Source organism: Alistipes ihumii AP11, from assembly GCF_025144665.1.
Taxonomy (GTDB): domain Bacteria; phylum Bacteroidota; class Bacteroidia; order Bacteroidales; family Rikenellaceae; genus Alistipes_A; species Alistipes_A ihumii.
In genome coordinates this window covers 2,423,443-2,436,623 of sequence record NZ_CP102294.1, presented here as the reverse complement: position 1 = coordinate 2,436,623, position 13,181 = coordinate 2,423,443, and the positions used below count along the sequence as shown (strand labels likewise).

Genomic DNA, 13,181 nt, shown 5'->3' with positions numbered 1-13,181 from the left:
TACTTATGAAAAGCGTCGAAGACACGCTGCTCGGGCGCCGGTCGATCCGGCGGTACGAGCGGCAACCCGTCGAGCGGGAAAAGCTCGACCTGATCTACGCGGCGATCCGCAACACGCCGACCAGCTACAACGGCCAGCAGTTCTCGGTCATCGCCGTGACGGACCAGACAGTCAAGGAGGAATTGTACGAAATCACCGGCCAGAAGCAGATCAAGACCTCGGCTATCCTGCTGGTTTTCTGCCTCGACTATCACAAGCTCCGCGTGGCGGCCGCCGCCAAAGGCATGCGGACGCCTCCGTTCGAGAGCACGATCGACGGCTACACGGTCGGCGTGATCGACGCCTCGATGGCGATGATGAGCGCCGTGACGGCCGCCGAATCGCTCGGACTGGGCTGCTGCTGCGTGGGCTATGTCCGCACGGCCGATCCGCGCCGCATATCGGACATGCTGGGCCTGCCCGAAGGCGTATCGATCGTCTGCGGACTGACGATCGGCTATCCGCGGGAGATGCCCGACCTGAAGCCGAAGCTGCCCGTGGAAGCCGTCGTGCACGAGGGCCGCTACATGCCCGATGAGAAGCTGGCTCCGCTGCTGGAGACGTACGACCGGCAAGTCGCCGAGTTCAACCGCAGCCGGACCGGCGACCGGACCGACAACGACTGGGCCGGCCACATAGCCGACTACCACCGCCATTCGATGGAACACGGCATCGGAGAGTACCTCGAAAAGCAGATCGGACTGGAGAAGTAGCGTCCGAGGCACACACGTCTGAGGACTTCCGATAAGCGGATGCGGGAACGGGCCGATCCGCATAAGGAACCATGCCGGAAGGCGGTCGGTGAGGATTTCGTCCTACGCCTTCCGGCATTTTATCGTGCCTGCGGAAGCTGGATCGGAACGAACCGATCCGCATTCCGAAAATAATCGGCCCCGGGAACGATTCGCAGGCCGGCGGCATATTACGGTCATATAAGTCAACCGTGCCGGGGCTGTCGCAGCCCCAGTTCTGAGTCGTTCGCCGCTTCCGGCAAACCGTTCCGTCCGCACCGGTTCCCCCGAAAGGATGCGTATCGCGAACCGAATATGTCGCCGGCCGGTTCTTTATGAATCCGAAAAACAGGGGCTATTGCGTCCGGTCCTTCTTCTCGAACAGAACGTGTATCCACAGCGGCCGGCGGCGACCATAGAGCAGGTATTGAATCCGGTTCAGCGCGCGGGCCGGAAAGCAGACGGCCCATTTCAACGGCCCGATCTCCGGACGGACGAGCTTCGCCCCGCAATGCACGCACCCTTCCTCCTGGGCGTAGCTGCCGTACGGATACCCGCAAAGACGGTAAAGGAAGACCGACAGCGGATTGGTCACGGCCTGCCCCCGCCCGACGAGCCGGGCGTCGCGGACCTCCATACCCGGGAAAAGCTCCTCGAGCCTCCCCCGGTCGAAACGGCTCAGGTGACCGGTCGTCGGATTGACGGCCCCGCAGCGCGCGCAACGCGTCCGGTTCGCGCGCAGGTCCTGACGATAAGGCACGCCGATCAAGGCCCAGCGGGAAGCAACCCGCGCAATCTCGCCGCAGGCTTGCCTCAGTTTCTGCGGCGGCACATGCTCCAATACCTCGGTGCAGAACACCGTATCGAACGACCCGTCGGCGAAATCGAGGGCCGTCACGTCGCCCTGTACGGGCACGATTCCCGGCTCGTCGATCTCGGGTTTCCGCAGATCGAGCGCCGTGACCTCCCCGTAAAGAGCGGTCAGGCGTCGGGACAGATAGCAATCCCTCGCCCCGATCTCGAGCACGCGGTCGCCGCCCGGCGCAAGCGACATCAGGTCGGCGATGCGCAACTGCTCGCGCGCGCCGGCGCGCTGTTCGGCCAAATCGAACTCCATGACGTCAAATTTCAAAGATACTCACCCGCATCGTCCGCCCGTCGAGCACGAGCAAGCGCCCCGCCAGCGTCTCTCCGAAGCCGGATAAGAGCTTGACCGTCTCGAGGGCCTGCAAGGACCCGATCACGCCCACCACGGGCGAAAGCACTCCGACAATCTCCTTCTGAGGTGGCTCCTCGGGATAGAGCGACCGGTAGCCGCCCGCCCCGCGAGCGTGGAACACCGATACCTGTCCCCCTGCCTGCTCGGCCGTTCCGTATACCATCGGCACGCCGGCCGAGGCGCAATAGTCGTCGATCACATAGCGCGCGGCATAGTTATCGGTACAGTCGACCACTGCCTCCGAGCCGTGCAACCGCTCGGAAGCATTGGCGGCCGTCAACCGCTCGGCGACGATTTCCAAGCGGCAGCCGGGATTCAGCCGCGAAAGACGCGCGGCCGCAGCCTCGGCTTTCAGCGCCCCGATCTCGGCAGTCGTGTACAACACTTGGCGCTGCAGATTGCTCGGCGACACCGTATCGCTCTCGACGATCCGGATATGCCCCACCCCGGCCGCCACGAGATAGTTCAGTACGGCCGAGCCGAGCCCGCCGGCCCCGACGACCGTCACCCGGCTTTCGAGCAGCCTCGACTGCCCCTGCTCGCCGAAGCCGTCCACCAACAAATTGCGCTGGTAGCGCTCCCGCTCTCTTTCGGATATTTCGCGCATCGGTAAACGTTTACCGCAAAGATAGCAATTCCGCAGCGAATCGCGCACTTCCGCAGGCTCGGAGCATCGACCCGGCGCACGAAGCGGATACAAACCGTTCCTCCCGACCGGGACTATGCTACGGCAAGTCCGTCGATCCTTGCGGCAGGGCGGACACCTTTCCGGCTCCGATCAGGGAAGAGACGTCGGACGGACCGTCTCGGGACGCATATCCGTACTCCGCACTCCCGGCCCTATTTTTTCAGATTGGGAAGGAACCACGCCGCCAGCCCGATCAGCGGCATAAAGCCGGACAGGTTGTAGATGAAATCGATTCCGCGACTGTCGGCCAGATCGCCGAGAACCGCCGCCCCGATTCCGGCCACGCCGAAAGCGAAACCGAAGAACAGGCCGGAAACCAGTCCCAACTGGTAGGGCAGCAATTCCTGAGCGTAGACCAGAATGGCAGGAAACGCCGATGAAAGCATCAGCCCGGCGCAGAAGCTCAGCACGACCGTTGCGACCAGACTGTCGACATGGGGCATGGCGAGCGAAAAGGGTGCCGTTCCCAGAATCGACGCCCAGATCACATACTTGCGGCCGAACCGGTCGCCGGCCGGGCCGCCGAGCATCGTTCCGAAAGCCGTTGCGGCCAAAAAGACGAACAACAGGATCTGCGACTGGCCGATCGTAACGCCGAACTTGTGGATCAGGTAAAACGTATAATAGTTGGTCAGCGCCGCCATGTACATGTACTTGGAGAAGATCAGTACGAGCAGCACGGCGATCGCCCATACGGTCCTGCGCAACGACAGAGGCATACCGGCCCGGACGGTTTCCGCTTCGTCCGTCGCCGGCGCATCGAGAAACGAACGCTTGTACCAACGGCTGATCGGCACCATGATCGCCACGGCAACCAGCGCGAAGACGGCGAACCAGGCAAAATGCGCACGTCCGTACGGCGCGACCAGAACGGCCACCAAAAGCGGCCCCAACGCATAGCCCAGATTGCCGCCCACCTGAAACAGCGACTGAGCCAGCCCCCGATGTCCGCCCGAGGCGAGCGAAGTGAGGCGCGAGGCTTCGGGATGGAATACCGACGAGCCGATACCCGTCAGCGCCGTCATGGCCAGTACGCCCGCGAAAGAGGAGGCATAGGCCAGCCCCAACAGCCCGAACATCGTGACGGCCATGCCCGCAGGCAGAGCCCACGCCGACGGGCGCTTGTCGAAATAGAGTCCGGCCAACGGCTGAAAGACCGAACCGGCCAGTTGATAAATCAGCGTGATGAGCCCGATCTGGGCGAAACTGAGCGTCAGGTCGTGCTTCAGCATCGGATAGATGGCCGCAATGACCGACTGCAGCGTATCGTTGAAAAGGTGCGCCACGCTCAGAGCCCACAGAATGCCGAATGTGATGCCGGTCGCAGCCCGGCTTCTGTCCCGATCCATCGAAAAATCGTTCTTAACGGTTCGTCCGTCGCCGTACGCTCGTCCCCGTTCCGGAAGCGGCAGAATCCAGCCTCCGGCGGGAGCCCGGCGAAAAATCGCCCAAAGGTACGCATTTCTCCCGTGCATCCAACCGAATCCCGGAGCGAATCTTCGCGCTCCGTGTCGGGGCGTTCGCCGTTTTGCCACAAGCGGCCTTTTCCTGCGGTCGTTACGGCGGAATACCGTTCCGCACGCGCCCGGTCCTGTCGGACGCTCTGTTCGAAGCCGTACAGGAGCGCGGCAAAGCAGAAGGCCGCCCCGGAAACCCGGAGCGGCCTTTTCATGTCGGAACATTCCCGAACCGTCGGCGAAGAACAGCCCGGATTACTTTCCTCCTCTCACGCAACGCACCGAAAACGCGTTCTGCTGCGGGAAATTCATATTCGCATTGGGTTTGGCAACGGCCGTAGTGGCAAAACCGAGGAAAGATCCTTTCTCCCCGCTCGCTTCGTCACCGGTCCAATAACGGCCCTGAGCCGCAAGCGAGCCGTCGGCCGCCTTGCGATAGCCGGCCGCAGGGAAGAAAATCGCATCGGGGCCCAGATTCATACCGGCCACACCGTCGATCGTCGTTACCTCGTAAGTCTTGATCAGCTCGACATACTCGGCCTTGGTCGGCAGACGCCACGTACCGGTCGGAGCCACCAGGGCGCACGGATCGCCCTCGTTATACGGAATGTCTTCCCATGCGACCGTCGTTTCGGAAGGCATGTAAGCCGTCCCACCGTACTCCGTACCATCGGACGAAACGCCGTACACGCTCCTGAATTTGAACAGCAGCCCCAGATCGGTCGGAGCACCGACCGCGAACTGACCGTCCTTAAGCACGATGTTACCCTCGGCCCATTGCAGAGCCTCCGGTTCTCCGCTCTCTTTCTTCGCCTGCCGGACACTCTTGCCCGTGTAAATGCCATTGACGTAGATCTTCAGCTCGCGGTCGGCATCGGTCTCATTTGCCGGAATAGAGAACCGGGCCGTCGGCGAGGTTTTCGACGCATCGACCGTCAGGTCCACGTCGCCGCCCCTGACCTGAACCGGGAACTCGGCCAAGTCGCTCTTGCACGTAACCGTCAGATCGAAAGCGTCGGATGTCTGGACGGTCGAGGGCGTATGGGAAACATAGAACGCATAGTTCACGTTTTTCACGCAACGCACTGAGAGAGCGTAGTTTTCCCCGACGGGATAGACCTCGCATACCTCTTCCTCGAAACACATCGAATAGATTCTCGTGCTCGACCAGATATAGCCGAACTCGCCCTGCCCCCGGTACTCGGCCAGTCCCGCTCCCGTATTGTCGTAAAGGATACCCGCCGTCGGAACGAACAGCGCACCTCCGGCATAAGACTGCCCGAGCACGCCGTTCAGCGTCAGGGAATCGCCCGCCGTACCGTTCAGCGCCTCGATCTCGGACCGCGTCGGCAGGCGCCATGTATCGGCCGGGGCCACCAACCGACAGGGATCGCCGCCGGCGTCGGCCGCCATATCCTTCCAGCCTATCGTGACCGGGTTCGGATTATAGGCCGTGCCCTGATAATAAGCCGCTCCGGGATCGTACGGCATACCGTACGTGCTGTTGAACTTGAAATACAGGCCGTAGTCCGTCGGTGCGCCGATCGCGAACTGGCCGCCCTCGAGCACGACATTGCCCCGGGCCCATGTCGTCTGGCCGACCGCGACGTCGGTATACTTGGACTGCTGAACGACGCTTTTTCCGCAATCGGCCCCGCCGACGAATATTTTCAACTCGCGGGCCTCGGCGCCCGTATTGGCCGGTACGGAGAAAGTCACCTCCGGATCGGATTTCGATCCCGTTTGCGTCAGATCGACGCCCTCGCCCCGAAGCGCAACGGGAAACTCGTCCATATCGCTCTTGCAAGTGACGGTCAAGTCGAACGCATCGCCCGGAACAGGTCCTTCGGGCGAATGCGACACGTACAAAGCATACCCGGCCTTATAAGTCTGCGTAACGCTCTGACCCGTGTAGTCGTCGTTCACGTAAATTTTATAGACACGATCCTCCGTGCCGTCGTTGGCCGGAATGTCGAACGAAACGGTCAGACGGTCCTTGCCGGCCTTCTCAACGAACTGCTCCTCCTCGCAGGCGACCATCACCTCGAACTCGTCGAGCTCGCTCTGGCAGGTGACCGTCAGTTCGAAACCCTCGTAAGTCTGCGGCTCGGTCGGAGTATGAGACACATAGTGCGCTCCGCCCTCGTTGCGCACGCAGCGCACTGAAGCCAACGAGCCGGTCAGGTTGTAATGCACGAACACGTAAAAATCGTCGGTCCCGAGCATCATGACCGAGCCGTGACCCTCCACGTCCTCGCCGCTGCCCCAGTATCCTCCGTTGGTCTGCTTGAACCCGATGCTTCCCAGCGTATCGCAGGCTCCGGCCAGCGGCATCAACAGTTTCCCTCCGTCGAATACGCGGCACGCCATGCCGTCCACCGTTTTCACTCCGTCTTCGCAATACGAGGCCAACTCCTCCAGCTCGCCCATCGAGGGTAATCTCCACCGGCCGGCCGGAGCAAGCTGGGCGCACGGATCGCCGTTACCGGCGGGAATATCGGCCAAAGCGATCGCCGACGGACTCGGATCATACGCGGTCCCACTGTAAGCATCCCCGTCCGACAGTATGCCATACGTACTCCGATGCTTGAAATAGAGGCCGGGGTCGGATTCGGCCGCAGCGACGAACGACCAGTTCGTCGGAAGCAACTGCTCCGACAGAGCCGCCGGCTGCGATTTCAGGGTCAGATTGCCCTTAGCCCAAACGGCTTCGCCGATCCGGACCGAACCAGGCTGCTGCTTGGCATGGCAAACCTCCACCCATTCGTCCTTACTCAGCAGAAGAATCGTGACGTCCTGTACCTCCTCTCCCAAATATTGGGGTATCTCGACGGTCACCTTCTTTTCCTCGTACTGCGACACGACGCCGGTAGGGTCAGCATCGGAAGTGACTTTCAACTGCCACGATTCGTTTTCGGTATCGACAGTCAGACCGAAAACTCCTCCATTCCACGAAACCGTATCCGGAACGGCCGACTGCACGAGGCGAACGGAATCCTCACCGGGCAAGGGACCTCCCGGCGTATTGTCATCCTTGCAGGAAACGAACACGCTGCCAAGGAACAATAAAAACAAAACGACACTGGTACAAAGATTTTTCATAAGCATTTAAATTTTGGGTTTTAAAAATCCTATCAATCTCTAAGACGGCGACATCCCGCTTCATCAAACGGAACGGACTGACCATGGCAAATTTAACAAAATTTTCAGCCTGGGGTAATTATTTTAATAACATTTCCCGGAAAAGCCGGAGCGACTCGTCCGGATCGTGACAAGCAAGGGAGAAAATACGCACCAACCGCAGCACAGAAAAGCGCACCGCCCTCCGGTCGTGCCACGCGGCGAGCACCACGAAGCAGAGAATCCGCCCGCACGTCCCTTCCGGACGTTTTGTCATTGCAAGGACCCTTCAGTACAACGGTACGCCGTACTCCGCTGTCGGCCGCTTCGAAACAAAAAGCTTCGCGCATGGTAGCGCGAAGCTTTCGTATGCAACAGTCTCAACGGATGCCCGACCCATCCGCAAAGGTTCCTTACCGGTCATTTCCCGCTTTCATGCTTCTTGCTGTACAGGAAACGCTTGATCTTGTGCGTGGGCGTTTTCTCGAAGCCCTCCTGGTTCTCGACGACCACCGAAATGCGCGAGAAACGGTTTACCTTGGAATTGACATAGTGCAGCAACTCCTTCTTGATTTCCTCCATCCGAGCGCCGAGCTTCTCCTTGACCGTCTGATACTTGCGCTCGAGCTCCTCGCGGTTGAAATAGACGATCGCCACGAGCTTGCCCATATCGTCCTCCTGAACCAGCGAATCGTTGACCAACGCGTGGCCGTTGAGCACGTTCTCGATCTCCTCGGGATAGATGTTCTCGCCGCTCGGACCGAGGATCATGTTAGAAAGCCGCCCTTTGATGTACAGATATCCGTCGGCGTCGAATACGCCGAGGTCCTTGGTACGGAACCAGCCGTCCTCGGTGAACGAGTCGGCCGTCGCTTCGGGATTCTTGTAATAGCCCATCATCACGTTCGGTCCCTTGACGACGATCTCGCCCTCGCCCGAAAGAGGATTCACGTTGTCGAGCCGGGCCTCGATGCCTTGCAGCATCGGTCCGGTCGACTGGTGGCGCACCATGGTCGGATTGACGCCGGCCAGCACGGGCGCCGTCTCGGTCAGTCCGTAGCCGATCGCATAAGGGAACTTGCCCTCGAAAAGAAATTGTTCGACGCGGGGATCGAGTTTCGCACCGCCGATACCGAAAAATCGTATCCGGCCGCCGAACAGCCTCATCAGCTTCTTGCCGGCGATCCGGTGCAGCCATTTGCGTCCCCACTCGCGATCGTAAAGCCAGCGCATCAGGCGGTTCGCCGAAAGTTGCGGAAGAACTTTGTTCTTATAGATTTTCTCGATGATGAGCGGAACGCTAAGCATGATCGTCGGACGGACGACCCGGAGGACCGGAAGCAGGACCGACGCCGTGGGAGCCTTGTCGAGGTAAACGACCTGCGCACCCCACATGAACGGCAACAACATGCCCAGTGAGCACTCGAACGTATGCGAAAGCGGAAGGATCGACAGGAAAATATCGGTCGGATAGACCGGCTGAAGCACGCTGACCATAGCCAGTTCGCTGCACAGATTGCCGTGCGAGAGCATCACGCCCTTAGGCTCGGACGTCGTGCCCGAAGTATAGATGATAGCGGCCAGATCTTCGCTCCGAGGAACGGAAACGACGCCCCGCGCGGCAGCTTTCCGATGCGAGATCACGCCCAGGTTCTTCGAACGCACGACCAGCAGGTCCTGCTCGGCGATCACCTCCTTGGACACTTTCGTATAGAGCTTGTCGGACGCGACGAGCGCCTTGGCTTCGCTGTGCAGGATGATCCGGTCGATCTCCGGACCCGAGAAGTCGGGCAAAATAGGAACGATCACCAGGCCATGGATCGCGGCCGTGAAATAGACTACGCCCCAGTTGGGCATATTGTTGCTCAGCAGAGCCACCTTATCGCCCGCGCCGAGCCCGGCAGCAACGAACGTCTCGGTCAGGGCATCCACCCGACGGGCGAAATCGTCATACGTCAGCCTTTCTCCGCCGTACAGTGAAGAACATCGATTGGAACCGTACGTTTCGATACTGTGCAGATACAGTTCCCGAAGTGTATTGAACGTCATGTCTGATCTTTTGGAATCGCTGTAACGCCTGTTCTACGAACGCAAAGTTAATTCTTTTTATTTTTATATCCGATTTTTCCGACCTTTGTCTCATGAACGCAACCGAACGGATACTGCGGCACGCCTCGCAACTCGGATTCGACGATTGCGCCGTAGCCCGATGCCATCCGCTGAACAGCCAGCGGGAGACTTTCGAGGAGTGGCTCGAGCGCGGCTACGACGGTTCGTTGAGTTACTTGCGGCGCCACGTCGCCAAGCGGTTCGATCCGTCGCTGCTGGTCGAAGGCGCGCGGTCGGTCATCGTCTGCGCGGTCAGCTACCATCGTCCGCTCTCCGAAGGCGACATACCGTCTCGCATAGCCTCATACGCTCACTCGCGCGACTATCACCTGACGCTCCGCGAGAAGCTCGCCGAACTGCTCGTCCTCGTGCGCGAACTGTACCCGGATTCCGAAGGACGCGCTTTCACCGATACGGCCCCGATCGTCGAGAAGGCATGGGCCGCCGAGGCCGGACTCGGCTGGATCGGACGGAACTCGCTCCTGATCCATCCCCGTTTGGGATCGTTCGTGCTGCTGGGCGAAATCGTCACGACGGCCGAGCTCGACGCCGGCCGGCCGACCGTGCCCGACGGCTGCGGAAACTGCCACCGCTGCATCGACGCGTGTCCTGCCGGAGCCATTCTGCCCGGACGGAGAATCGACGCTTCCCGCTGCATCTCGCGCCGGACCATCGAACGCGGCGAAGGAGACGAAGGCGAGCTGCACGGATGGATTTTCGGCTGCGACCTGTGCCAACGGGCCTGTCCGCACAACCGCCGGGCCCCGATCGCCTCGAACGAGGCTTTCCGTCCCGTGCCCGAACTGGAGCGAATGAACGCCGAGCAATGGCTCGCTCTGAATCGGGCCCAGTTCGACCGGCTGTTCTCCCAAACCCCGCTCGCCCGCTGCGGACTGCAAAAACTGCAGGACAGAATCCGGAAACTCGGAAAAGAATAGGCTCGTCCGACCGCATCCACGACAGCCCCGGCAACCTTCCTCTTCGTGCCGTAACGATGCACATACCGTTCCACAACGGCCGGCCGGGCTTTTCATCGGCCGACATGGGGAGCGTCCGACATCGCCGAGCCGGCAAGCCGAACGGACCCCGCCGCCCGGAACGATCGCCGGTCGCACTTCCGCCGCGCGTTTCTCCGAACGAAAAACGCAACGGATCGGACGATCCGTTGCGCCTGTCTATAAACGGTCCTCGCTTCCGCCGACGTCAGTCCGAGCCGCCCTCCATATACTCCAACTGCCATTGCAGCTCTCCGGCGACTTCGCGAAGCGTTCCGTCCGCCGAAGCCGCACACAGCTGCTCCCAAAGCTTCACCCGTTCGCACAAAGAGGGCGAGACGGTCGCCAGCGAGCGCATCAGCATCACCAGCCCCCGGCCGACAAAACTCTCCAAATCGCCTCGCCGGGCGATCCGGTCTGCCTGTTCGAAAAAACGGTCGGCCCATGCGCGGTTCTTTTCCGCGCGGATAGCCGACGCAGCCGTCAGCAAGCCGGCATACCGCTTCATCGGCTCCGGCGAGCCCATCCATTCCAAAGCCATATCCGGAGCATCGGGCGCATGGCGGAACAGCGCGCTGACGACCTGTTCGACCAACTCGGTATTGGTCAGACCGTCCGCCCACTCCCGCATCTGAGCGGCAGTCACTTCCGAAGGGTCGTCGATAAAGGCGGCCGCGAGCTTCAGCTCCCGAACCTGCTGCCTGAAAAGAAACAAGGCGAAAGCATGCGCCGGAGCGTACGCTTTCGCGATCTCCCTGATCGTCGGCACGGAAACGCCGTAGCTGAGCGGATAGTCGAGACCCCGGCTGCGCATGGCATCGACGACAGCCCCGTTCATTTCCACCTTCAGCCGGCGCAACAGACCGATCATTCGCTGGGTATCGTCCATGTCCCGGCTATTTGACCGACGTCACGGGCAACTCGATCACCTGCCCGAACTGATACAAAGGCAGACGGCTCTGCGCGATTTCGCGATTGCCGTCCATCAGCCGGCAATTCACCATGTCGGCCACGCGGTAAAGAATCGTGCTGCGCGAATCCTTCGAAGCGCGACGCTCCGGAGCCAAGCTCTGTGCCTTGTTCTCGGGAGCGAGCTCCAGCAGGACGGGCCGACCCGACAGATCGTCCGCGGACAGCAAGCCGGCGGTATCAGAAAAACGGCAGACGACCGTCGCCGGCTCGTCCTTCGACGGCACGACGCTGAATTCCCGGACGATTCTTTGACGGAACTGCTTGCCCAGAAACAGCGACAGATACTCCTGCTCCAGCCGGTCGATCTCTTCAAGCGCAGCCTTCAGGCCCGCGCCGAACACGTTCTCGCCCGCCTCGCCCGTCACCAGATCGATCCGATGGCGCCGCAACGAGAAGATCGCATTGGCGGCATCCTGCGCCATCGACTCGGGACTTTTCTCGACGAGGCTCAGCCGATCGACCGACACCTTGACGAACGAGGTATCGCTGTCCAGATAAGACACCGCCTCGCAACGGTCGGGAACAGGCCCGCGAAGCGGACCCGCGCAGTCCCATGCAGGAGGCAGAGGCTTCTGGCCGGCAGCGGACGCCGCTACGAACCCTTCCGGAGTCACGTCGTAAATTCTCAGCGGGCTCTTGTCGGGATTGTCCAACGCATACACTTCGGCCGGATCGGCTTCCTGAGCCGCGCAGAGCGTCGCGCTCTGAATCGTGTAGATGTCTTTGTCCGCGAGCGGAGCCATCACGCCCAGAAGTTTCTGAGCGAAGCGGGCATACGGGCCCACTCGCACGCTCTCCCTTTCGGCAACGACCTGCACGCGAACCACCGAGCGAGGCAACGCATAGGCCACCGTATTCCCCTCCATCGGCTTGGACGGCTTGTAAGCTTTCACTTGAGCCGACGCGCCCGCAACAGTCAGGGAACCCGCCAGCACCGAAATCATCAGCTTTCTCATAATCATCCTTTTAGTTTATGTCCGTCGGCATCCTCCTCGGGACACCGAACCAAACAAAGTTATACTATTTTTCCAAAAAGAGACTTACATCTTCAGGTAAAAATCGCCCGTCAGCTCTTTGTAACGGGCACTGTACCCTCGGCGGTCTTCGGCTTCGATCACGAGCGTCTCCTCCTGCAAATCCTGCCGCCGGGGGGAAAACTCCGCGCACAGCCGCCTGACGGGACCGCCCGGAACCGTATGCACGGCCAGTGCGCGCACCTGGTACAATCCCTCGTTCAAAGCCGATGCCGCAAAGTCGCATGCGGTCTCGGCAGGCAAGATTACCGACAACCGTCCGGAGGGAACGAGCAACCGCGCAGCCCCTGCGGCCAGATCGGCATAGGACAGGGACTCCGCATGCCGCGCTGCCGTGCGGGCCGGATCGGGCGATTTGAGCGATGCGACGAAATAGGGAGGATTCGACACGATCCGGTCGTACCGGACCGTGCATCCGGCCGCGAAATCGGCGAACGGACGACGGTAAAGAGTCAGCCGACCGGCCCAAGGCGACGCGGCGAAATTGCCCTCGGCATCGAGACAGCTCCCCTCGTCGATCTCGACGGCGTCGATCCGGGCCGACGGATTGCGCTGGGCCAGAATCAGCGCGATCACTCCCGTTCCCGTACCGACATCGAGCATCCGCCCGCCCGCCGGCGCCGAATCGCACCATGCGCCGAGCAACACGCCGTCGGTGCCCACCCTCATCGCCGAGCGGGGCTGACGGACGGTGAACCGTTTGAAAGCGAAATAGTCGTTGGCCATCGTCTTGCAATCGAGGCGGAAAGGTACGAAAAATCGCCACAGAGACAAAATAATCGGGGGAGAGCATCAGCTCTCCCCCTTTCAAATATCG

At 61.0% G+C, this 13,181-nt stretch carries 10 protein-coding genes; 2 read left to right on the top strand and 8 right to left on the bottom strand.

Features of this window, described 5'->3' with window-relative positions; all coding sequences use genetic code 11:
- The first annotated feature begins 5 nt into the window (after window positions 1–5).
- Complete coding sequence (locus NQ491_RS09805; protein ID WP_019245742.1) at window positions 6–752, top strand: nitroreductase family protein; 747 nt, start codon at window positions 6–8, stop codon at window positions 750–752.
- Window positions 753–1,125: 373 nt separating this feature from the next.
- Here NQ491_RS09805 and NQ491_RS09800 read toward each other — a convergent pair whose 3' ends face one another.
- The 5 genes from NQ491_RS09800 to NQ491_RS09780 all read right to left on the bottom strand — a co-directional run bounded on the left by NQ491_RS09800 (window position 1,126) and on the right by NQ491_RS09780 (window position 9,303).
- Window positions 1,126–1,887, bottom strand: coding sequence for a class I SAM-dependent methyltransferase (locus tag NQ491_RS09800; RefSeq protein ID WP_019245743.1), 762 nt, complete (start codon window positions 1,885–1,887; stop codon window positions 1,126–1,128).
- A 4-nt stretch (window positions 1,888–1,891) separates the two neighbouring features.
- Window positions 1,892–2,596 carry a HesA/MoeB/ThiF family protein gene (locus tag NQ491_RS09795; RefSeq protein ID WP_019245744.1) on the bottom strand — a complete coding sequence of 235 codons (705 nt, stop codon included), beginning with the start codon at window positions 2,594–2,596 and terminating at the stop codon, window positions 1,892–1,894.
- A gap of 233 nt (window positions 2,597–2,829) precedes the next feature.
- Window positions 2,830–4,026, bottom strand: coding sequence for an MFS transporter (locus NQ491_RS09790; protein WP_026089621.1), 1,197 nt, complete (start codon window positions 4,024–4,026; stop codon window positions 2,830–2,832).
- A gap of 363 nt (window positions 4,027–4,389) precedes the next feature.
- Entirely contained in the window at window positions 4,390–7,236 is a 2,847-nt protein-coding gene (locus tag NQ491_RS09785; RefSeq protein ID WP_147524833.1) for a fibrobacter succinogenes major paralogous domain-containing protein, read from the bottom strand.
- Between the two features lie 438 nt (window positions 7,237–7,674).
- Window positions 7,675–9,303 carry an AMP-binding protein gene (locus tag NQ491_RS09780; protein ID WP_019245747.1) on the bottom strand — a complete coding sequence of 543 codons (1,629 nt, stop codon included), beginning with the start codon at window positions 9,301–9,303 and terminating at the stop codon, window positions 7,675–7,677.
- A gap of 92 nt (window positions 9,304–9,395) precedes the next feature.
- On the opposite strand from NQ491_RS09780, the gene queG reads away from it, so the two are divergent.
- Window positions 9,396–10,301, top strand: coding sequence for a tRNA epoxyqueuosine(34) reductase QueG (gene queG, locus NQ491_RS09775; protein WP_019245748.1), 906 nt, complete (start codon window positions 9,396–9,398; stop codon window positions 10,299–10,301).
- 265 nt (window positions 10,302–10,566) lie between these two features.
- On the opposite strand, the gene NQ491_RS09770 is transcribed toward queG, so the two are convergent.
- From NQ491_RS09770 to NQ491_RS09760, 3 genes are all read right to left on the bottom strand, one after another.
- Complete coding sequence (locus NQ491_RS09770) at window positions 10,567–11,247, bottom strand: DNA alkylation repair protein (RefSeq protein WP_019245749.1); 681 nt, start codon at window positions 11,245–11,247, stop codon at window positions 10,567–10,569.
- A 7-nt stretch (window positions 11,248–11,254) separates the two neighbouring features.
- Entirely contained in the window at window positions 11,255–12,286 is a 1,032-nt protein-coding gene (locus NQ491_RS09765; protein WP_147524834.1) for a DUF4831 family protein, read from the bottom strand.
- Between the two features lie 84 nt (window positions 12,287–12,370).
- Window positions 12,371–13,090 (bottom strand): tRNA1(Val) (adenine(37)-N6)-methyltransferase, encoded by a 720-nt coding sequence (locus NQ491_RS09760; RefSeq protein WP_019245751.1) that lies wholly within the window; start codon window positions 13,088–13,090, stop codon window positions 12,371–12,373.
- Between the last annotated feature and the right edge of the window lie 91 nt (window positions 13,091–13,181).